Source organism: Pantoea sp. SORGH_AS_0659, from assembly GCF_031453915.1.
GTDB lineage: Bacteria > Pseudomonadota > Gammaproteobacteria > Enterobacterales > Enterobacteriaceae > Pantoea > Pantoea leporis.
This window is the reverse complement of the sequence record NZ_JAVJAK010000001.1, coordinates 3,782,216-3,804,648: the sequence shown is the minus strand read 5'-3', so window position 1 is coordinate 3,804,648 and position 22,433 is coordinate 3,782,216. Positions and strand designations below refer to the sequence as shown.

Annotated in this window: 16 protein-coding genes and 1 pseudogene; 10 read left to right on the top strand and 7 right to left on the bottom strand. The window is 54.7% G+C overall.

The genetic code is table 11. The features are described 5' to 3' along the window. Window positions 1-71: 71 nt before the first annotated feature. Entirely contained in the window at window positions 72-419 is a 348-nt protein-coding gene (locus Q3H59_RS17970; protein WP_008104416.1) for a DUF4156 domain-containing protein, read from the top strand. A 37-nt stretch (window positions 420-456) separates the two neighbouring features. Here Q3H59_RS17970 and epmB read toward each other — a convergent pair whose 3' ends face one another. Further along, on the bottom strand, window positions 457-1,485 hold the full coding sequence (gene epmB / locus Q3H59_RS17965; RefSeq protein ID WP_309836141.1) for an EF-P beta-lysylation protein EpmB: 1,029 nt from the start codon (window positions 1,483-1,485) through the stop codon (window positions 457-459). 42 nt (window positions 1,486-1,527) lie between these two features. On the opposite strand from epmB, the gene efp reads away from it, so the two are divergent. Both efp and Q3H59_RS17955 read left to right on the top strand, forming a co-directional pair. Further along, on the top strand, window positions 1,528-2,094 hold the full coding sequence (gene efp / locus Q3H59_RS17960; RefSeq protein ID WP_034826669.1) for an elongation factor P: 567 nt from the start codon (window positions 1,528-1,530) through the stop codon (window positions 2,092-2,094). Between the two features lie 145 nt (window positions 2,095-2,239). Further along, entirely contained in the window at window positions 2,240-2,374 is a 135-nt protein-coding gene (locus Q3H59_RS17955; protein WP_007886592.1) for an entericidin A/B family lipoprotein, read from the top strand. A 39-nt stretch (window positions 2,375-2,413) separates the two neighbouring features. Here Q3H59_RS17955 and Q3H59_RS17950 read toward each other — a convergent pair whose 3' ends face one another. Further along, window positions 2,414-2,938 carry a lipocalin family protein gene (locus Q3H59_RS17950; RefSeq protein WP_101762294.1) on the bottom strand — a complete coding sequence of 175 codons (525 nt, stop codon included), beginning with the start codon at window positions 2,936-2,938 and terminating at the stop codon, window positions 2,414-2,416. Window positions 2,939-3,074: 136 nt separating this feature from the next. Here Q3H59_RS17950 and epmA point away from each other — a divergent pair, with 136 nt between their 5' ends. Then, window positions 3,075-4,052 carry an elongation factor P--(R)-beta-lysine ligase gene (gene epmA, locus Q3H59_RS17945; protein WP_101762293.1) on the top strand — a complete coding sequence of 326 codons (978 nt, stop codon included), beginning with the start codon at window positions 3,075-3,077 and terminating at the stop codon, window positions 4,050-4,052. 23 nt (window positions 4,053-4,075) lie between these two features. On the opposite strand, the gene degS is transcribed toward epmA, so the two are convergent. From degS to zapG, 3 genes are all read right to left on the bottom strand, one after another. Beyond that, the gene (gene degS, locus Q3H59_RS17940; protein ID WP_101762292.1) at window positions 4,076-5,155 is read right to left on the bottom strand and encodes an outer membrane-stress sensor serine endopeptidase DegS; all 1,080 of its coding nucleotides are present in this window, start codon (window positions 5,153-5,155) and stop codon (window positions 4,076-4,078) included. An 86-nt stretch (window positions 5,156-5,241) separates the two neighbouring features. Further along, on the bottom strand, window positions 5,242-6,612 hold the full coding sequence (degQ, locus tag Q3H59_RS17935; protein ID WP_101762291.1) for a serine endoprotease DegQ: 1,371 nt from the start codon (window positions 6,610-6,612) through the stop codon (window positions 5,242-5,244). A gap of 104 nt (window positions 6,613-6,716) precedes the next feature. Then, window positions 6,717-7,121: a Z-ring associated protein ZapG gene (gene zapG, locus Q3H59_RS17930; RefSeq protein WP_064737767.1), complete on the bottom strand. Its 405-nt coding sequence runs from the start codon at window positions 7,119-7,121 to the stop codon at window positions 6,717-6,719. 190 nt (window positions 7,122-7,311) lie between these two features. Between zapG and zapE the strand changes: the two genes are divergently transcribed. From zapE to sspB, 5 genes are all read left to right on the top strand, one after another. Beyond that, on the top strand, window positions 7,312-8,439 hold the full coding sequence (gene zapE, locus Q3H59_RS17925; RefSeq protein ID WP_277974438.1) for a cell division protein ZapE: 1,128 nt from the start codon (window positions 7,312-7,314) through the stop codon (window positions 8,437-8,439). A gap of 238 nt (window positions 8,440-8,677) precedes the next feature. Then, window positions 8,678-9,106, top strand: a complete 429-nt coding sequence (gene rplM, locus Q3H59_RS17920; protein WP_007886599.1) for a 50S ribosomal protein L13 — start codon at window positions 8,678-8,680, stop codon at window positions 9,104-9,106. Window positions 9,107-9,121: 15 nt separating this feature from the next. Beyond that, a complete protein-coding gene (gene rpsI / locus Q3H59_RS17915; RefSeq protein ID WP_007886600.1) occupies window positions 9,122-9,514 on the top strand; it encodes a 30S ribosomal protein S9 in 393 nt (130 codons plus the stop codon). 329 nt (window positions 9,515-9,843) lie between these two features. Then, entirely contained in the window at window positions 9,844-10,485 is a 642-nt protein-coding gene (gene sspA, locus Q3H59_RS17910; protein ID WP_008104394.1) for a stringent starvation protein SspA, read from the top strand. Window positions 10,486-10,488: 3 nt separating this feature from the next. Continuing rightward, window positions 10,489-10,977 carry a ClpXP protease specificity-enhancing factor gene (gene sspB, locus Q3H59_RS17905; protein WP_064737765.1) on the top strand — a complete coding sequence of 163 codons (489 nt, stop codon included), beginning with the start codon at window positions 10,489-10,491 and terminating at the stop codon, window positions 10,975-10,977. A gap of 52 nt (window positions 10,978-11,029) precedes the next feature. On the opposite strand, the gene Q3H59_RS17900 is transcribed toward sspB, so the two are convergent. Both Q3H59_RS17900 and Q3H59_RS17895 read right to left on the bottom strand, forming a co-directional pair. Continuing rightward, a complete protein-coding gene (locus tag Q3H59_RS17900; protein ID WP_101762289.1) occupies window positions 11,030-12,784 on the bottom strand; it encodes a sulfite reductase subunit alpha in 1,755 nt (584 codons plus the stop codon). A 129-nt stretch (window positions 12,785-12,913) separates the two neighbouring features. Then, window positions 12,914-18,446: pseudogene (locus Q3H59_RS17895) on the bottom strand (glutamate synthase-related protein). Between the two features lie 902 nt (window positions 18,447-19,348). Between Q3H59_RS17895 and arcB the strand changes: the two are divergent. Continuing rightward, window positions 19,349-21,703, top strand: a complete 2,355-nt coding sequence (gene arcB, locus Q3H59_RS17890) for an aerobic respiration two-component sensor histidine kinase ArcB (RefSeq protein ID WP_192412546.1) — start codon at window positions 19,349-19,351, stop codon at window positions 21,701-21,703. Window positions 21,704-22,433: the final 730 nt, after the last annotated feature.

Here is a 22,433-nt window from a genome sequence, read left to right as displayed (position 1 = left end):
ATGTTCAGAAAAAAAGTGCGCTTTTCTGCTACGCTGCCGCCCGACACTGATGATAATAAATGGGGATTACAATGCGGATTAACCTCTTGCTCGGTCTGGCAGTCGGAACTTTACTGCTGGCGGGCTGTAGCAGCTCCAATCAACTGAGTGCTGGCGGCGAACGTGTGACCTTCGTCGACCAACAACCCGCAAGTCAATGTCAGCTGCTGGGAACGCTTACCGGCTCTCAGAGCAACTGGCTGAGCGGTTCAGGCGGTGAAGGCAGTTCACTGCGTGGCGCAGCTAACGACCTACGCAACCGCGCGGCAGAAATGGGCGGCAATGTGATTTATGGCGCCACCAGCCCGACGCAGAATCTGCTGTCAGCTTTCGCACCGCTCGACAGCAAAATGACCGGCCAGGTGTATAAGTGCCCGTAAGTTGCAGTTGTAAAAAAAGCCGCTGATGCGGCTTTTTTTATGCCTGACGCAGCTGCAAATCCAGCGGCGTCTTGCTTGGCTCGCCGCCAATCTCGCGCGCCAGTTTCGGCACAATATAACCGGAAACCATCGGCAGCAGCTGGCGCATCAGCCCACGTGCTTCCTCATCTGACACAAAGAAGTGCGCCGCGCCTTGCACCTTATCCAGCACGTGCAGGTAGTAGGGCAGAATGCCAGCATCAAACAGCGCATTACTGAGATCCGCTAGCGTCTGCGCATCATCATTCACATCACGCAGCAACACGCTCTGATTGAGCAGCGTCACGCCGGCACGCTTCAGCATCTGCATGCCGTAACGCAGCTCATCATCAATTTCCTGCGCATGGTTGATATGGCTCACCATCAATACCTGCAGGCGCGTGTCCGCCAGAATCTGACACAAGCTTTCGGTGATACGCGACGGGATTACCACCGGCAAGCGGCTGTGAATACGCAGGCGTTTGAGATGCGGGATTTTCTCCAGCGCGCCCACCAGCCATGCCAGTTCATGATCTTTCGCCATCAGCGGATCGCCGCCGGAGAATATGATCTCGTCCAGTTCCGGATGCGTGGCGATGTAGTCAATCGCTGCCTGCCAGTTGCGCTTGTTGCCCTGATTATCCTGATAGGGGAAATGGCGGCGGAAACAGTAGCGGCAGTTGACCGCACAGCCGCCTTTTACCAGCAGCAGCGCTCGGTTTCTATACTTATGCAGTAAACCCGGCACCACGCTGCTTTGTTCATCCAGCGGATCGGTGCTATAACCTGGCGCATCGATAAATTCCTGACGGCTGGTGAGCACTTGCAGCAGCAGCGGGTCGGCCGCATCGCCTTTTTTCATGCGTGCGATGAAGGCGCGCGGTACGCGCAGGGCGAAAAGCTTGCGCGCATCCGCGCCTGCAGCCAGATCAGCATGCTGATCAAGAGATAAAAGTTGCAGTAATTCAGCAGGTTCGGTGACAACATCAGCTAGTTGCTGCAACCAATCTTCTCTGACGGGGGGATTTAGGGTTACAATGTGTGCCATTTTTTTGGCTATTTACCAGTTCAATATTTACAGAGGGCCTTTATGGCGACTTATCTTAGCAACGATTTCCGTCCCGGTCTTAAAATCATGTTCGAAGGCGAGCCATATGCCATCGAAGCCAGTGAGTTCGTTAAGCCGGGTAAAGGCCAGGCATTTGCGCGCGTTAAAATGCGTCGTCTGCTGACCGGTTCTCGCGTTGAGAAGACCTTCAAATCTACTGACTCTGCCGAAGGCGCAGACGTTCGTGATATGACGCTGCAATACTCTTACAACGACGGCGACTTCTACTACTTCATGCACCCGGAATCTTTCGAGCAGTATCAGATCGAATCTAAAGTGCTGGATGACGTGACCAAGTGGCTGCAGGACAATGCGGATTGTATCGTTACCCTGTGGAACGATAAAGCGATCGCTGTTCAGCCACCGAACTTCATCGAAGCGGAAGTTATCGAAACCGATCCAGGCCTGAAGGGTGATACCGCAGGTACCGGCGGTAAGCCCGCTACGCTGTCGACTGGCGCGGTAATCAAAGTGCCATTGTTCGTACAGATTGGCGAAGTGGTAAAAGTAGATACCCGCTCTGGCGAATACGTTTCTCGCGTAAAATAATCGTCAAATCAGGCGCATCATTGATGCGCCTTTTTTCTCACTGTGTGTCTCCCTTCTCTTTTTTCATCCGTCCAATCCGCAGTTTTACAGATCAAGACTATGCTTTAAGAGCTGTACTTTTACTGCAACCAAAAAGGATATGGCTATGTTAAAGAAAAGTATTGTCGCGATTTTTTCCGTGCTGGTGCTCTCATCCGTTCTGACCGCTTGTAACACCACGCGTGGTGTTGGCGAAGACGTTTCGGCGGGCGGCAAGGCAATCCAGCGCAGCGCACAGTAAGATAGTCCGGTGCGAAAGCGACTTTCGCACCGGTCCTCTCTATTTCTGCTCCACCCAAATCAGCTCATCCACCGGGAATCCGGCACTTCTGGCCTGTTCAACCAGGCGTTGCTTAACATTTTCATCCAGCTGCGGCGTACGTGACAGAATCCACAAGTAGCTACGATTCGGCCCGCACACCAGCGCATAGCGATAGTCAGGATCCAATGCGATCACGTTGTAGCCGCCATAGAACGGGCCAAAGAACGACACCTTCAGCGCGGCGCGCTGTTTATCGCCGGTGAAATAGGCTTTGCCAACGCTCTCTTGCCAGCGCTGTTTCTGCTGATTGTAGCCGCGGTTGATCACCTTCAAGCCGCCGTCCTCGCGCGGACTATAATTAGCGGTAACCTGTTGTAATCCTCGCTCAAAGCGGTGATCGAGTCGGGCGATTTCATACCATTGGCCGAGATAGCGCTGACTGTCGAAACCTTCTACTACCGTGACACCTTTAGGCGGCGCGGTTGAGCAGGCAACGGAGAGAAAAGCGCTCAGGCTGGCAAGCAGGGTTTTCCATGGGGACATTGTGGGATTCCTTTACGATTTTAATGGGTTAAGTATAGCTTCCCGCTAGCAAATTGCTGCCTGCGCCCGCTGCCGTTGTTTGCCATCGGCATTGCGGGTAGACTTCCACCCCTTATCTGTATGAGGAGTCATCAACATGAGCGAAACGGCAAGCTGGCAGCCGAGCGCACCCATTGCCAATTTGTTGAAACGCGCCGCTATCATGGCGGAAATACGTCGTTTCTTTGCCGATCGCGGCGTGCTGGAGGTCGATACCCCGGCGATGAGCCAGGCGACCATCACTGACATCCATCTGGTGCCGTTCCAGACGCGTTTTGTTGGGCCAGGCGCAGCCGAAGGGCGCGATCTGTGGCTGATGACCAGTCCGGAATATCACATGAAGCGCCTGCTGGCGGCCGGAAGTGGTCCGATTTACCAGATGGGTCGCAGCTTCCGTAATGAGGAGGCCGGGCGTCACCACAATCCCGAGTTCACCATGCTGGAGTGGTATCGTCCGCACTACGACATGTACCGCCTCATGAACGAGGTGGACGATTTGATGCAGCAGGTGCTGGAGTGCGACAGCGCGGAATCCCTGTCGTATCAGCAGGCGTTTATCCGCCATCTGGAAGTCGATCCGTTATCGGCTGATAAAGCGCAGCTACGCGAAGTGGCGGAGAAGCTGGGCGAGGGCGAGTTGGCCAATCGTGAAGAAGACCGCGATACGCTGCTGCAGCTGCTGTTTATGCTGGGCGTTGAGCCGAAGATTGGTAACGATAAGCCGTGCTTCGTCTACCATTTCCCTGCGACGCAGGCCGCATTGGCGGAGATCAGTACGGAAGATCACCGCGTCGCCGAGCGCTTTGAGGTCTATTACAAAGGGATTGAGCTGGCGAACGGTTTCCGTGAATTAACCGATAGCCGCGAGCAGCGTCAGCGCTTTGAGCAGGACAATCGTCGTCGTGCTGCGCGTGGCCTGCCGCAACATCCTATCGATACCTATCTGCTGGATGCGCTGGCGCACGGTATGCCTGCCTGTTCTGGCGTGGCGTTGGGCGTGGATCGTTTGATCATGCTGGCGCTGAAAGCCAGCTCGCTAAGCGAAGTGATCGCCTTCCCGGTCGATCGCAGCTAAATCATCAGGGCGCGCAAGCGCCCTTATGGCGTGGTGGTGGCGGGCGCGGTGACTTCCGGGAATTCCTGAATCGTCACCGGCAAGGTCATTTTCTTTTCATTACGCAAGATCTGCACGTCAATCACCGAGCCCGGCCGAATTTCTGCCACCTGATCCATGGTTTCCTGTGCCGAGAGCGCCGGTTTACCATTCACTTCCAGCAGCACGTCATTGGCCTGAATGCCGGCGCTATCGGCGGGGCCATTCGGCGTGACGTCACTGACGATAATGCCCTGAACGCGATCAAGATTACTGCCCTGGCCGTGCAGCGGCGGCAGTTCGCGCCCGGTGATGCCGATGTAGCCGCGAATCACCCGACCATCACGAATCAGCTTATCCATGATTTTGCTCGCCAGCGCGGTGGGAATGGCGAAACCAATTCCTTCCGGCGTTTCGCCATCGCTGCTTTTATCAAACGTCAGGGTGTTAATGCCCATCAGTTCACCAAGCGAGTTAATCAATGCGCCGCCCGAGTTACCCTGATTGATCGAGGCATCGGTCTGCAGGAAGTTTTGTCGTCCGGATGAGCTCAGACCCACGCGTCCGGTGGCGCTGATAATGCCTTGCGTCACGGTTTGGCCGAGGTTGTATGGGTTGCCGATCGCCATGACGACGTCGCCGATGTGCGCGATACGTTTGGCGTTGATGGGGATAACCGGCAAGTTGGAGGCGCTGATTTTCAGCACCGCTAAATCGGTCATGGCATCGGAACCCACTAAGGTGGCTTCGAAGAAGCGTCCATCCTGCAGCGCGACGATGATTTGGTCGGCGTTATTAATCACGTGTTTGTTAGTGAGGATGTAGCCTTTGCCGTTCATGATGACGCCGGAACCCAGCGTGGTGATTCCGCGATTATTGTTGCCGTGGGCGCTGCGGTTATAGACGTTAACGACCGCGGGCACGGCACGTCGCACACCCTGATTAAAACTAACGGGTGCTTCATCGTCGCTGTTGTCTTGATCAAAGGTGACGTTGCTGCCCATACGCAGCGCAGGGATCGCGACGAGCAGTAAGCCAGCCACGATCAGGCCCATCACCACAGAACGCAAAAGTTTAAGAAACATGGTGTTATTTCAAGCCAGGTGAGATCGCAGGGCAGAATAGCATGAGAAAGGCGGACAAACACCTGCTTGTCCGCCTGTTGCGAGGATTATCGCAGAAGCAGGTAAATCGTCTCTTCGCCGCGCACCACGTTCAGTGCCAGCACCGGCGGTTTGCCTTCCAGCACTTTGCGCATTTCGGCAATAGAAGCGACGCGATTGCGGTTTACGCCGATGATCACATCATCTTTCTGCAAACCGACTTGCTCCGCTGGCGTGCCTTTTTCAATGGCATCGACTTTCACGCCTTTATCACCGGTTTTGGTCGCGCCGTCGCTCAGCGTTGCGCCTTGCAGTGCAGGCGACATCAGCTGCGCGCTGGCGGTGGTTTGCGCACTCTGTTCCAGCGTGACGGTGACGTTAACCGGTTTGCCTTCACGTAGCAGGCCGATTTTCACATCCTGGCCCGGCGGCGTGGTGCCGACTTTCACACGCAGCTCAGCAAAGCTGGTGATTGGCTTATCATTGATGGAGGTGATGATATCGCCGGCTTTGATGCCCGCTTTTTCGGCGGCTGACTTCGGCAGCACTTCCGAAACAAAGGCGCCGCGCTGCGCATCAACGTTAAACGCTTTGGCGATATCGGCGGTCATTTCCGTGCCTTTGATACCAAGCTGACCGCGCTTCACTTCGCCGAACTGAATCAGCTGCTGCGCCAGGTTCATCGCCATATTGGCGGGAATGGCAAAGCCAATGCCGATGTTGCCGCCGCTTGACGCCAGAATCGCGGTGTTGATACCAATCAACTCACCATTCAGGTTCACCAGCGCACCACCGGAGTTACCGCGGTTAATCGCGGCATCGGTCTGAATGAAGTTTTCCAGTCCTTCCAGATTCAGGCCGCTACGACCGAGCGCAGAGATGATGCCCGAGGTGGCGGTTTGACCCAGACCAAACGGGTTACCGATGGCCACGGCAAAATCACCCACTTTCAGCGAATCAGAGTCGGCGATTTTCACCTGTGTCAGATTTTTCGCGCCTTCAACCTGGATCAATGCGATGTCGGTTTGTTCATCGTGACCAATTAACTTAGCGTCATATTCGTTGCCGTCACCCAGCTGCACGCTGATTTTATCGGCGTTGCTGACCACATGGTTATTGGTGAGGATATAGCCTTTAGCGGCATCAATGATCACGCCAGAACCCAGACCTTCAAAAGGCTGCGGCTGCGATTGTCCCGGTGCCTGACCAAAAAAGCGTTTCAGTGGTTCAGGAATATCCTGCGCCTGCTGACCGCTGTCGGTACCTTCAACACGCACGCTCACTACTGCGGGCAGAACTTTTTCCAGCATCGGTGCCAGGCTTGGCAATGCTTGTCCCTGAATCTGGGCGGGAAGAGTTGCCAGCGCACTCGGCGCCGCAGCCAAACTCATCCCGATACCTAAGGCTAATGCGCTTAACAGACGTGCTTGTTTTTTCATTGCTACAACGCTCTCGCTGCGAAAGGGATAAAAGAAGTGTGACAGTAGTTTGTGGTTTGTGTTCGAAAACAAAAAGGGCACAGCTAAGCTGTGCCCCAAAAGGATTAATTACGCGGAGCGCGGTCGCTGCCACGTAACAGGCCGGATGCGCCTTCAGAGTAATCACGCGGCATCTGCACCGGCGCCTGATCGTTATCCGCTTCGGCTTCCGTTAACTGGTAGGCAAACGGATTTTTCTCGCCGGGCAGATTTGGCAGCAGGTCGTTAGACCCTTTCGCCATGTGCTGATACAGCTGGCGGTAATCATGCGCCATATTGTCCAGCAGCTCGGCGCTGCGGGCGAAGTGGTTGGTGAGCTCCTCGCGGTAATCCGCCAGCTCAGCCTTCGATTTTTCCAGTTCATACTGCATGCTACGCTGCTCACGCAGCTTCTTGTTGCCAAAACGCATGACGACTGCGCCGACAATAATGCCAATCACTAAACCAATCAGCCCGTATTCCCAGGTCATAATGACTCCCGTGTAATTTCCGTTGTTTCGTAGGGCATTGCTTCTGTTGCAACATCAACTTCAATAGCAGCCACTATACCCAATAATCTATTGGAAGTGGAACTATCGGGCTGCATCGCTTAGTGTAGAGCGGCCTAATTTTCGTCAACCGACCCGTGAATCGGACTTTTTCAGGGATTCTGAGAGAACCATGCAAACCTCATCTCCGCTTGCACGCTACGAGCAGGCGCTGTCGCAGGGCGAATTTCGCCCGGATGACGTACAACGAGAAGCGATTACCCGCTTAGATACCATCCAGCAAGGATTGATTGCCCGCCAGCAACAGGTTGAACCGGCTGCCAAAGGTCTGTTGGGCCGCTTGTCTAAGATAATGAATAAAGAGAAAAGCACCCGCGAAGCGCCAGTGCGCGGCCTGTATATGTGGGGCGGTGTGGGACGCGGTAAAACCTGGGTGATGGATCTGTTTTTTCAGTCAATTCCTGGTGATCGTAAGCTGCGCCTGCATTTCCACCGCTTTATGCTGCGTGTCCATCAGGAACTGACGCAGTTGCAAGGCCACAGCGATCCGCTGCTGATTGTCGCCGATCGCTTTAAAGCGGAAACCGACATTCTCTGTTTCGATGAGTTTTTTGTCTCGGATATCACCGACGCCATGCTGCTGGGCACGCTGATGGAAGCGCTGTTTGCGCGTGGCATCTCGCTGGTAGCCACCTCGAACATTCCGCCGGATGAGCTCTATCGCAACGGCCTGCAGCGCCCGCGTTTCCTGCCTGCCATCGAACAAATCAAGCGTCATTGTGAAGTGATGAATGTGGACGCCGGTATCGATTACCGCTTGCGCACCCTAACGTCGGCGCATTTGTGGAACTTCCCGCTCAACGAGGCCACGCACAGCGAAATGGAGCGCATGTTCCGCGCGCTGTCCGGCAAAGCGCGTGAAGACGCGCCGGTGCTGGAAATCAACCATCGCCAGATGCCCACGCTGGGCGTGCATGAAGGCGTGCTGGCGATCAATTTCCTGACGCTGTGCGGCGAAGGGCGCAGCCAGCACGACTATATTGAGCTCTCGCGCCGTTTTCACAGCGTCTTGCTGTATGATGTGCCGGTGATGATTTATAAGACCGAAGATCAGGCGCGCCGCTTCCTTGCGTTGGTCGATGAGTTCTACGAACGCCACGTGAAACTGGTTGTCGCGGCTGAAACATCACTGTTTGAAATTTATCAGGGCACACGCTTGAAGTTTGAGTATCAGCGCTGCTTGTCGCGTTTGCAGGAGATGCAGAGCGAGGAGTATTTGCGTCTGCCGCATCTGCCCTGATGACGTGGCATAAATCGTAGGTTTTAGATGCAAAAAGGTTCGATCTTTGAGTTCGACTTCTCTATAATCTTGCGACCCCACGTTACAGCATCGGTTTTCTTTCCCAAGAACTCGATGTGATCCGGTAACTCACTTGAAGGGGTGGCTTGCTGGGCAAAATGGTCGTGTGAGCCTCAATCGTTTACTTAGCGTTTGGGATTTCACCAACGTGTAACTTTTTATTTGGGTAAGCTTTTCAATGAAAACTTTTACAGCTAAACCAGAAACCGTACAGCGTGACTGGTATGTTGTTGACGCAACGGGCAAAACCTTGGGTCGCCTGGCGACTGAACTGGCGCGCCGTCTGCGTGGTAAGCACAAAGCGGAATACACTCCGCACGTTGATACCGGTGATTACATCATCGTTCTGAACGCAGAAAAAGTTGCTGTAACCGGCAACAAGCGTACTGACAAGATTTACTATCACCACACTGGCCACATCGGTGGTATCAAGCAAGCGACCTTTGCAGAGATGATCGAGCGCCGTCCTGAGCGTGTGATTGAAATCGCGGTTAAAGGCATGCTGCCGAAAGGCCCACTGGGTCGTGCTATGTACCGTAAACTGAAAGTTTACGCAGGCAACGAGCACAACCACGCGGCGCAGCAACCGCAAGTTCTTGACATTTAATCGGGATTATAGGCAATGGCTGAAACTCAAAACTACGGCACTGGTCGCCGCAAAAGCTCTGCCGCTCGCGTCTTCATCAAGCCGGGTAGCGGTAACATCGTAATTAACCAGCGCTCTTTGGAGCAGTACTTCGGTCGCGAGACTGCACGCATGGTCGTGCGTCAGCCGCTGGAGCTGGTTGATATGGTTGGTAAATTTGACCTGTACATCACCGTTAAAGGTGGTGGTATTTCTGGTCAGGCTGGTGCGATCCGTCACGGTATCACACGCGCTCTGATGGAGTACGACGAGTCTCTGCGTTCTGAACTGCGTAAAGCGGGCTTCGTTACCCGTGATGCGCGTGAAGTTGAACGTAAGAAAGTCGGCCTGCGTAAAGCACGTCGTCGTCCGCAGTTCTCCAAGCGTTAATTGTTTGCTGCTTCGGCAGCGGCAGTTGGCTCAAAAAACCCGCTTCGGCGGGTTTTTTATTGCCTGCATTTATGATTTTTTCCCACGAAAAACGCGAGCTTTACCCGCATTTTGCCCGCAAATCATCACGCCCGCCCCACAAGCTGCTTAAAATCTGGTAAACTCACTGTCACTTTGCGCCTGCAAGACGCAGCGTTGTGCATGTCGTTCCTGTCCGGAAGACCGGTCGATGCTCCTGACGCTGACGGTAGGCGAATCTGATGAGCCGGTGAGTCGCCGCGTGGTTGGCTATTCGCAGTATCTTTTTGTGAACAAACTTGGAGGTTTTCATGGCTGTCGCTGCCAACAAACGTTCGGTAATGACGCTGTTTTCTGGTCCGACTGACATTTTCAGCCATCAGGTACGTATCGTACTGGCTGAGAAGGGCGTCAGCGTGGAGATCGAGCAGGTTGAAACGGATAACCTGCCGCAGGATCTGATTGACCTCAACCCGTATCGCACCGTACCGACGCTGGTCGACCGTGAACTGACGCTGTATGAATCACGCATCATCATGGAATACCTCGATGAGCGTTTCCCGCATCCACCGCTGATGCCGGTTTACCCGGTAGCGCGCGGTGAAAGCCGTCTGATGATGCACCGCATTGAGCAGGATTGGTACAGCCTGATGCGCACCATCGAAACCGCCAACGGTGCCGAAGCCGATGCAGCGCGCAAGCAACTGCGCGAAGAGCTGCTGGCGATTGCACCACTGTTCGCACGCACACCGTTCTTCATGAGCGAAGAGTTCAGCCTGGTGGATTGCTATCTGGCGCCGCTGCTGTGGCGTCTGCCGCAGATGGGCGTTGACCTGTCTGGCGCCGGTTCTAAAGAGCTGAAAGGCTATATGACGCGTGTGTTTGAACGTGACTCTTTCCTTGCGTCACTGACGGAAGCAGAACGTGAAATGCGCCTGCAAGCTCGGGGCTAATGTATGGAAATGTCGCAACTAACGGCGCGTCGTCCTTACCTGTTGCGGGCGTTCTACGACTGGTTGCTGGATAACCAGTTGACGCCGCATTTGGTGGTCGACATCAATCTGCCAGGTGTGCAGGTGCCGCTGGAATATGCGCGTGATGGACAGATCGTTCTGAACATCGCGCCGCGTGCGGTAGGCAATCTTGACCTCGCCAATGATGAAGTGCGTTTCAACGCGCGTTTCGGTGGCGTACCGCGTCAGGTTTCTGTGCCGATGGCTGCAGTTCTGGCGATTTATGCCCGAGAAAACGGCGCTGGCACCATGTTCGAGCCGGAACCGGCTTATGAGCTGGCGACGGACGAGCAGGAAGGTAGCGGTCAGGAAGAGACAATGATGTCTGTGATTGATGGCGATCGTCCGGATGATGCGACTGATGACGATCACTCGCCAGATGATGAGCCGCCGCCGCGTGGCGGACGACCTTCACTGCGTGTGGTGAAGTAAAACGTGCAATAAAAAACGGGCCGATTGGCCCGTTTTTTTATGCCTGCGCGTCTTAGTAGACGTCGCGCAGGTAGCGTTTATCTTTCTTCAGCTGATCAACGTAAGCCGCCGCGCGCTCGCTGGACAAGCCACCGAACTGACGAACCACTTCATACAGCGCCGCATCAACGTCTTTTGCCATGCGAGATGCGTCGCCACACACGTAGAAGTAAGCGCCATCCTGCAGCCAGGCGTAAAGCTCAGCGCCTTTCTCCAGCATGCGGTTCTGCACGTAAATCTTCTCTTCCTGATCGCGCGAGAAGGCCAGATCCAGATTAGTCAGCAGACCTTTCTCCTGCCATGCCTGCAACTCTTCCTCGTAGATATAATCATGTGCCTGATGCTGGTCACCGAAGAACAGCCAGTTTTTACCTTCTGCGCCCGTTGCCTGACGTTCCTGCAGGAAGGCGCGGAACGGTGCGATACCGGTGCCTGGCCCAACCATGATCAGCGGCGCATTGCCGTTTGACGGTACACGGAACGCTTTGTTTGGTGAGATGAAGATCGCCGGCTTTTCGCCGCGACGTACACGTTCAGCCAGATAAGTTGAGCACACGCCTTTACGCTCGCGGCCGCTGCTGTGATAGCGCACGGAAGCAATGGTCAGATGTACCTGATTTGGGTGGGCTTTCGAGCTCGACGAGATGGAGTAAGCGCGATGCTGTAACGGACGCAGCATGGCAACGAATTCCGGCACCGACAGGCTGCGCGTCAGCTCGAGCTGCAGCAGATCCAGCGTGTCTTTGCCCCACAGCCAAACGGCAAGGGTATCTTTATCGTCGTGCTGCAGGACGTGACGCAGTTCCTGGTTGGTGGTGTGCTGGCCAACCCACTCAATCAGTTTGCGTGATGGCTCGGAAATTTCGAACTGATAAGTCAGCAGATCGCCGAGGTTGCGATCAAAGCTGGGAACTGGCGTTTCGTAATCTGCTTTCAGCTGAGTCAGCAGCAGTGAAACCAGTGCTGCGTCGTTCACCGGGATCACACCCAGCGCATCGCCCGCTTCATATTTCAAACCGCTGTCGGTGAGATCAAACTCGAAGTGACGAATATCTTTCGCCGACTCTTCTGCCGAAAGACGCTTGTTAGTCACCAACGCAGCCGCATATGGGTTTTGCTTATTGCTGCCCGGAATGACCGGCGCTTCTGGCGCGCTTTCTAATGCTGTACCGCTGCTGCCTGCACTGGCGGCGAATTGCGGCATCGCCGTACCAATCCACGCGCTGGATGGCTCTTCGAAGTCGATATCGCAGTCGATACGATCGGCGACGCGTTTTGCACCGAGCTGCTCAAGACGCATATCGATGAATTTACCTGCCTGGCAGAAACCGTCGTAGCCGGTGTCGCCAATCGCCAATACCGCAAAGTGCATCTGCTCCAGACGCGGCGCGGTGCTGGCTGAAATCGCGTTCCAGAACAGCTGGGCGTTGTCCGGCATTTCGCCTTCGCCGTAGGTCGAGGTGACGATCAGCACGTGACGCATGGTAGCGAACACATCCAGATCCACTTCGCCCAGCGCTTGAACCACCGGCACCAAACCTTTGGCGCGTGCGGCTTTAGCGGCCGTTTGCGACAGCGCTTCAGCGTTGCCGGTCTGTGAACCGAACAGGATGTGCAGCTGCGTATTGGTGCTGGCACCTGCAGCCGGTGCGCTCTGCTTGTCTTCTAATACCAGCAGGCGCGAATGGAGACCGGCGAGGAAGCCCGCCAGCCAGTATTTCTGCTCACCGTTAAACGGTGCATCTTCAGGAATGTAAGGAATTTTCATCGGTAAGGCTCAATCCTGTTCAAAATTTTATCCCTGTCATACTTCAGGTTACAGATGCGTTTGCCGCCTTTCTGCACCTTGAAGTAGTGAGGGAAAGGTCAAAATTACACTTGTTCATTGGCGCTGTAATCAGGAAAGTTTCCCGACCGCAGCAGCGATTTCTGGCAGTGCAGCACGCGCAAACAGCTCTTCAAAATCAGGCAGATGACCAAGCACTTCACGGTTGCAGGCATCCTGATAGATGATCCAGCCGTAAGTCGCCAGGCTGTCCATCGAGCGAATGTTGCGCTGCGTTAATGCCGCTTTGTAATCTGACATTCGTTTCGCGGCGATCAGGCTTGCCAGCTCGTCATCACTGTAACTCTCAATCGCCGAGCGTGCATGACGTTGCAGCTTGCTGATGAGCGTGAAATCTTCGGTCATCAGCAGATTACGTACCGCTTTTTCTACTGCTGGATCTTCCACCGCCGTGCCTTTCGGCAGTTTGCCCAGCGCCAGCTGCTGCGCGAGGCTGAGAACGGTGTAATTGTTCAGCAGAACAAACATCTCCAGCGTATCGGTCGCGCCATAAGCCGGAACTGCGCCGTTGGCAATGGTTTTACCGTCACGCCACGCTGATTTGAACTTCGCAACCTGATGCGCAGCCAGCGAGGTTGACAGCTCTTCAAGCAGGTCTTTACGTGATTTGGCTTTCAGGATTTCAGTGCCATCCTGATACAGCAGCAGCGAACGCGGCATCACATAAACAAAGTGGTGGCACTCGGTTTCCCAGTTATCCAGCAGCCAGGCCGCGCGTGGCGATTGGGTTGCTTCCAGATGCCAGTTCAGCATGGTCAGCACCGCTTGTTTGTGCACCTGCGCCATTTCATCTTCATCAGCGATAGAACCAAACAGCACCGAATCACCTGCTGCGTGGGCTGCCAGCGATCCATACGGATCGTACTGGTAAGCGAAACCGCCGCTCATGCCGTTGCCAAAGCCTTTACCAAAAGTGCCAAGGTTGAGGATGGCGCCGTTGGTCATGTATTCGCAGCAGAAGTCACCAACGCCTTCCACTACCGCGGTTGCGCCGGAGTTACGCACGGCGAAGCGGTCACCCGCCTGGCCCTGAACGAACAGACGGCCGCCGGTGGCGCCAAACAGCGCGAAGTTACCGATCAACACGTTGCCATCGCTATCCTGTGCGCCGCCGCCTGGTGACATCACCACCAACTCGCCGCCGCACTGGCCTTTGCCGACACCGTCGTTACAGGTGCCGTAATGCTTCATCTGCATGCCGTCGTTGCAGAACGCGCCGAACGACTGGCCAGCAGAGCCGCTGGTGTTAATCAGCACGGTGGCTGGCGCCAGATAGTGACGACCGCGATCGTCTTTCAGCACCGCTGGCAATGCAGCCAGCTGCTCTGTCGAGAGTTCATGGTTCAGCATGCGTTCGATATCGATCGCCAGCTGACCACCGACGCTTTTGTTACGGTTGTTCAGCGTGATGCCCGCGCCCAGCGCGATTTCACGGCTTGCCGCGCCAACCAGCTGCGTTTTCAGCTCGCTGACCCAGCCATCATCCAGCTCAAAGTCTTTTTCCAGATACACCGGCTTGGCAATTTTCTGCTCTGGCACTACGGTCAACATCGCACGCAGATCCAGTTTGCCGACTTCCAGCGGGTGATCCATCAAGTGCAGCAGATCCGAACGGCCACGCGCTTCACGCAGAGACCGCAGACCGAGGCGGGCGAGGAACTCACGCACTTCCTGCGCCACGTTGATGAAGTACTGCGCCAGCTGACGCGGATCACCATCAAAGGCTTCGGCGTTGGTGGTTAAACCGGCCGGGCATTTGACGTTACAGTTTTTCGCCATCACGCATTTCAGCATCATCAGCGCGGTGGTACCGAACTCGAAGCTATCGCCGCCGAGCAGGGCAGATTTGATCACATCGCTGCCGGTTTGCTGCGCGCCGGAGCAGCGCAGCTGCACTTTGTCGCGCAGGCCGTTGGCACACAGCGCCTGATGCACTTCAGCGATGCCGATTTCCGCGACGCGGCCGGTATATTTCAGGCTGGTAACGGACGCTGCGCCGGTGCCGCCGGTGTTACCCGCGACGTTAATGACATCCGCGCCGGCTTTCGCCACGCCGACGGCGATGGTGCCGATACCTTCAGAGGAAACCAGTTTGACGATGACGCGCACGCGCGCGGCTTTACAGTCGTGGATCAGCTGCGCCAAATCCTCGATGGAATAAGTGTCGTGGTGCGGCGGCGGTGAAACCAGCTCAACGCCCGGCGTACCGCCACGCGCTGCGGCAATCTCAACGGTCACTTTTGGTGCCGGCAGCTGGCCGCCTTCACCGGGCTTCGCGCCCTGACCGATTTTGATCTCCAGCTCTTCCAGCATTGGATCAGCAAGATAAGCCGCCCACACGCCGAAACGCCCGGATGCCAACTGCTTGATACGTGACGCGCGGATGGTGCCGTGACGTGAATAGTGCTCGCCACCTTCACCACAGTTACTCATGCCGCCAACCATGTTAGTACCGTGCGCGACAGCTTCGTGCGCCGGCGCAACCAACGCACCGTGGCTCATCGCACCGGAAGCAAAGGTACGGGTGATTTCGTGGGCTGGCTGAATCTCTTCCAGCGGCAGCGATGGCAGCGCGGTGAAGATCAGCGACAGATAATCGGCCGCTTTGCCGTAAGCGGTGATGTGCAGCACGCCATCCGCCACGTTGCTGCTTTCGATATCGTCGGTGAAACGGGTTTTCAGTGCCCGTGCCAGCGCTTCCAGGCGCTCGCTTTCTGGTTTCAGGCCAGCAATGGCATCGATCAGACGCAGCTCAAACTGGTTCAGGCTGCCGTTCACTGCTTCACATTTCAGGCCACGCGTAGCGAAACCGTTGTTCACCAGCGAGTAGCGGCCCAGTTTGCGGCCGAATTCGGCTTCGCTGTCCACGTGGGTCAAATCGCACGGCAGCGCGAGGATGTCACGTAGCGCCGCCGGACGGCGTTTACGCTCGGCATGCATCAGGCTGGAGAACTGACGATAATCTGGCGTGATGGCAAAGCTGTCGATCACATCATTTGGGATGCGCTCGAAGCTGCTGTCTTTAAAGGCTTCCGCTTTGATGTTGAACGCATTATCCAGTTTGGCCAGCGTCATCAAACGAATAAAGTTGTCCTCTTCGCGCTCTTTGTTAGCAAAGCGAATCGGTTGTTCCGTCATATCAATGAAGGTACGCACCGCGATGGTGCCGTATGAGTGGCCCGCGCCTTCAGCACGCTCTTTGAACAGGCCGAGCAACGGCACTTCCGCTTCGCCCTGAATTTTTAATGCGCTTTGATGCCAGTCTACTGCCATCTGGGCGATCGCCGGGAAGCCCGCGCCGCCAACCGGCGTTTTGATATTCGGGAAATACTTTTTCAATACCGGATCGTCGGTATTCAGGAAGTTCGGCTCGAAGAACTCGCCGCAGCTGTAGCTCTCAACGGTACACAGGCCGACTTTACCCATGGTTTTCATCAGCGCTTTTTCGGCTGCTTTGGCATAGCGTTTAAAGGCTTTATTGCCTTCTTCGCCTTCACCGAATTTCTCTTCCGCACGCATCTGCACGCCGAGTGGGTAAACGGCAGAAGCACCGAAGCCCAGCGTCGCCGCGATATGGTGTGAAGAGATGCTTTGACCACTTTCGACCACCAGCGAAACATCCAGACGCAGACCTTCCTGCACCAGACGTTGGTTGATCGCCGACACCATCAGCAGCATCGGGATCGCTGCGTGAGTTGAAGAGATATGACGATCGGTGATCACCGCGATGCCGCCTTGCTGGCGTGCGAAATCCACTACCTGCTGGGCTAAGTCATCAATGGCTTTTTCCAGCGCGTTGGCGTTGGCCGCACGGCTGACGATATCTTTGCCGACCACCGGCTCATACAGCATCTCGAAACGCGCATAAGGAGCGACGGTTTGCTCGCGCAGGCGCAGCATGTCGAGGTGCGTCAGGATTGGCGTCGGAACAATGATTTGCTGACCTTTGCTGCGGCCGAGATGCGGCTTCGCACCCAGCGCCACACGCAGCGTCATGCCGTCCGCTTCACGAATGGAGTCGAGCGGCGGGTTGGTAACCTGGGCAAATCGTTGTGAGAAGTAGTGCGCCATGCCGCCTTCGTGGTCAGACAGGCCGTTGATGGCGTTGCCGTAACCCATGGCTGAGATCTTCTCAGCGCCGGTTTGCAGCATCGGATCCATCATGAATTTGAAGCTTTCCTGGTTGTAGTAGTAGGCGACAAAACGTTGATAGGGTTTTGAGGTCACCACGATAACGCAGCGGCGAGCCGAGCTGCTCTGCCTGAATTTCTGGCAGGTCGGCGAGATCGATACGCGCTTTGCTCAGCAGTGACAGATAATCTTTTTCAGCGGCCAGTTTTTCCAGCGCTTCAACCGTGGTGTAAGAGCGTTTCTCTTTGTGATCGTAATAGAGCATGCCGCCCGCTTCGATACGGCCACGACGCAGCACGCTTTCCGGTGGGAAGGCGATCTGGCCCGCTTCAGACATCGCACCGATGTACTCCGCGGTTTCAACGGAACGCAGCGGACGCAGACCGAGGCGGTCAAGTCGCGCGCCGATCACTTCACCGTTACCGAAGATCAGCGCAGCTGGGCCATCGTTCTTCTCTTCATATAAAGAGAAGTACTCGAGCATGGCGCGCACTTCGTTCGAGAGCGAGGTATCGTTCTCCCACGCTGGCGGCATCATCGAAACTACGGCGTTGATCAGGTCGAGGTTATCTTCCATCAAACGGCTATGGATGCTCTGGTCGAGACGCGAACTGTCGGACTGACCTTTTGGACGCACGATTTTTTTACCGCGCGCCAGCATCAGTGCCGCTTCGGCAATGCGGTTTTTACGATCGGTGTTCAGCTCGCCGTTGTGCGCCATTAAGCGGAATGGCTGCGCCATGGTGGTATGCGGATCGGTGTTGGTCGAGAAACGGGTGTGGAAGAACAGCCCGCGCACCTGATGATCGGCATCGGTCAAATCTTTGAAGTAAGGAATCACTTCGTTGGAGTTCAGACGCGCTTTAAATACCTGCGTGCGCGAAGAGAGCGACAGCGGATAGAGGCCGCCGAATTCGCTTTCGGTAAAGGCGCGCGCTTCGATATCCAGCAGCGCGCGATAAATCTGGCGCTCGAATTCGAGTTGTTCAGTCACTTCCTGCGGCGCGGCAAAAATCCACTGCACAATCGGCAGCTGGAATTGCAGGGCGGCCGGGCGCGTCACGCTGCCGTCCAGCGGCATATCGCGTTTCACTAATACCGGGAAGTTATGCGCCGCCAGCGTTTCTTCAACCAGACGCTCAGCATTTGCACGCAGCTCTGCGTCTTTTGGTACAAAGAAGTTACCGACGCCAAAACGGCCGGCTTCCAGCGCCAGACCGGTGACCTTGCGGAAGAAGTTCAGGGAGAGATCGACGTTCACACCCGCGCCATCGCCCACGCCTTCGGCAGACATGCCGCCTCGGTGCGGAACCGTGCACAGCGCGCTATGGGCCATCCGCAGAATCTCATGAGTCTGCTCGCCGTCCTTACGGGTAATGAAACCTACACCACAGCTGTCACTGCCAGCTGATGGGTCATACAAACCATAGGGATTCGGTTTTTGCGTGGACATTGAGAGTCTCCTTAAACTTCTTTTGACATTACCTGCATTATTTCGTGTACCGCAGCGTGACAATGTAAGCCAGCGCGGCGGTATCAATTCTTGTGCCGCTCAGTAAAGAGCAGGCGTCGCAGCACCGAGCAAGGGCTCTCAAGACACTGTTGTCACGTCCTTAATGAGCTGCTCTTTTTATTCCGGTCTCTTTCGGGAGATAGCTTGCATCCAGAGGGAGGCTTCTTGCTGCATAGATATGCCGAGACACAGGCCCACCAGGAAAGCTTCCAGTGGAATTCCAACTTATCGGGAAAGCGAACTCAGGTCAAATAGCCAGCTTTGATGCGGGTAATAGGCTTTCTTGTCACTTAATTAAATGATTAATAAGAATTTATTGCGTAAATTTATGTCAATATCCCGCTGCGCATTCCCCCAGGAAGTGTGAGCCGTCTCACTGTGACCCAGCCCTCTAATATCCAAACAATGCTGGCAGAAAGGGTTATAACAGCATTTAATGCTGTTAGGGGCAGTTGATACACAGCATGTATCTGTTTTTCTTATGGCGTCATATTTGAATCAAAATGGCGCTGCCATTAGTAAAATTAATCACACAAAGCATGCGTAGAAAGTCATTTAAATTGAATGGGTATGCAATAAAGAGGTGCAACCATCAGGATGAATGGCTGCCAGGGTGCTGATTAGCACCGGATGTTGAGGAAAGGTTCGCAAAAGCGCGGCCCTCCAGATTATTCAGTTGGCAGAATTAGTCAAGCGCTTTGCGCATATAGAAGGGAACGTCGGCGAAATCACGCTGCGATGCACCATTACAGGGCATAACCTGCGCGATATGGCCGGGTGAAGCGGGGCAGCGCAGCGATAATTACGCTATCATGAGCCAGATTTCGTTCAGGGAGCTCGTAATGAAACAGATTCGTCTTTTAGCGCAGTACTACGTTGATTTGATGGTCAAACTCGGCCTGGTACGCTTTTCGCTGCTGTTAGCCTCAGCGCTGGTGGTGCTGGCGATGGTGGTACAGATGGCCGTCACCATGGTATTGCGTGGGCATGTGGAGAGCATCGACGTCGTCCGCTCCATCTTCTTCGGTCTGTTGATTACGCCCTGGGCCGTCTATTTCCTCTCAGTGGTGGTCGATCAGCTGGAAGAGTCGCGCCAGCGCCTGTCGAAACTGGTAGATAAGCTGGAAGAGATGCGTACGCGCGATCTCGAGCTGAACCAGCAGATGAAAGAGACCATCACCCAGCTTAATCAGGAAATTAACGACCGTATCAAAGCCGAGCAGGCGCGCGAGCAGGTGATGGATAAGCTGCGCGAAGAGATGGCACGACGCGAGCAGGCGCAAATTGAGCTGGAACAGCAATCCTCCTTCCTGCGCTCATTCCTTGATGCGTCACCGGATTTGGTGTTCTACCGCAACATTGATAAGCAGTTCTCCGGCTGTAACCGCGCCATGGAACTGCTAACCGGCATGAGCGAAAAGCAGCTGATTGGCCTGACACCCCGCGATATCTACGATGACGAAGCCGCGACCAAAGTGCTGGAAACCGATGAGAAGGTGTTCCGCCACAATGTGTCGCTGACCTACGAACAGTGGCTGCAATATCCCGACGGGCGCAAAGCCTGTTTCGAAATCCGTAAAGTGCCCTATTACGACCGCGTCGGCAAACGCAGTGGCCTGATGGGCTTTGGCCGCGACATTACCGAGCGTAAGCGCTATCAGGACGCGCTGGAGAACGCCAGCCGTGAGAAGACCACCTTTATTTCGACTATCAGCCATGAGCTGCGTACGCCGCTGAATGGCATCGTCGGGCTGAGCCGCATCCTGCTGGATACCGATCTCAATCAGGAGCAGCTGAAGTACCTCAAAACCATCCACGTGTCGGCCATCACGCTGGGCAACATCTTCAATGATGTAATTGAAGTGGACAAAATCGAACGCCGCAAAGTGCAGCTGGATAATCAGCCGCTGGATTTCACCGGTTTCCTCGCCGATCTGGAAAACCTCTCCGGTCTGCTGGCGCAGCCAAAAGGACTGAAATTTGTCATGGCGCCGGAGCTGCCGCTGCCCCATAAAATTTCGGCGGATGGCACGCGTCTGCGTCAGATTCTGTGGAACCTGATCGGCAATGCCGTGAAATTTACTCAGCAGGGCGAGATTGTGGTGCGCGTTGCCTATCGTCAGGATGAAACGCTGCACTTTGAAGTGCAGGATTCCGGCATGGGCATTCCGCAGGAAGAGCAGGATAAGATCTTCGCCATGTATTACCAGGTGAAAGATCAGCACGGCGGCAAGCCGGCGACGGGCACCGGCATCGGTTTAGCGGTCTCGCGTCGTTTAGCCCAGGCGATGGGCGGCGATATTAGCGTGAGTAGCGTCGCGGGGCAGGGTTCCTGCTTCACCGTGGAGATCAACGCGCCACGCGTCGCTGAGGAAGTGGAAGACGACAATCTGGATGACAGTATGCCGTTGCCGGCGCTGCACGTATTACTGGTGGAAGATATTGAACTCAACGTGATTGTTGCGCGTTCGGTACTGGAGAAGCTGGGTTGCAGCGTCGAAGTCGCGATGACCGGTACGGACGCGCTGGCGATGTTTGATCCGCAGGAGTTCGATCTGGTGCTGCTCGATATTCAGCTTCCGGATATGACGGGCCTCGACGTGTCACGTGCCATCCATCAGCATTACGCAGATGTGGCGCTGCCGCCGCTGGTGGCATTGACCGCCAATGTGCTGAAAGACAAAAAAGAGTATCTCGATGCCGGCATGGATGATGTGTTGAGCAAACCGCTTGCTGTGCCAGCGCTTACGGCGGTGATCAAGAAGTTCTGGGATTATCAGCCGGAGCTGGAAGAGATCGCCACCGAATCATCAGACGCGCAGTCGCGCACGCTGTTAGATGTGGCGATGCTGGAGCAATACATTGAACTGGTTGGCCCAGGATTGATTACCCAAAGCCTGACCATGTTTGAGCAGATGATGCCGGGCTACCTCGAGGTGCTGGATTCCAACATGATGGCGCGCGATCAAAAAGGCATTGCTGAAGAAGGGCACAAGATCAAAGGTGCGGCAGGTTCGGTTGGCTTACTGCATATACAGCAGTTGGCGAAGCAGATTCAGTCGCCGGAATTGCCAGCGTGGTGGGACAACGTGCAAGAGTGGGTCGATGAGTTAAAACAAGAGTGGCTGAAAGACGTGAACGTGTTACGTGAATGGGTAGCGGAGCGGGAAAAATTACAGGACGTTAGAAAAAAATGACCCCAGTCGAAACTGGGGTGCGCGAATACTGCGCCAACACCAGGGAAATGGGCACTGCTGCTATTATTAGAAATCGAATAAGAAAGCAGCAGTTCGGTATTGGTTAACGCTTCCAAATCACCTTAACAAATTCGCCAATGCTTGTGACAAGATTCATTAAATTGTGTGATGTTGAGCAGCGATTAAATACAGAAAACATTAATTTGCTGACACAGTCAAGCAAGGAATTAATTTCTTTGCCATATTGCACCTTTTTTGACCAATTGTTCTGCTTTTTGCCTGGTTTTGCTTCAGTCGTTAGCAGGAAAAGCCTGACACGAGCATGGAAAATGTGATTCTGACAAAAAATTGAAGTTAAGTTAGATTAACATGCTGATATTTATGAATAAAGTCAGGTTTTCTGACGGCTTATCCAAAACGTTTTGGAAACCTTAAACGGAAAGTTCCAGTTTATAGTTTATTGAATGATGTAAACCAATTGTGCGGTAAATCGCTTTACCATCATTGAGGCCGAATGCAGGCAGGATCAGACAGATTTGGTCGCATTTTTCAGAATGGTCTCTGTAATCAATGAACAAGTTCGAACATCATAAAAAATGATAGTTAAGCTTCATGAAAGCTTTTGCGTGAGCGATATCACATTCAGTTAAGTGTTCATGCACGCAGCGCCTGGTGCATTTAACATCATGGAACCGATTCCTTTTTGGCGGAAGTGCTTGATGTGATTGGC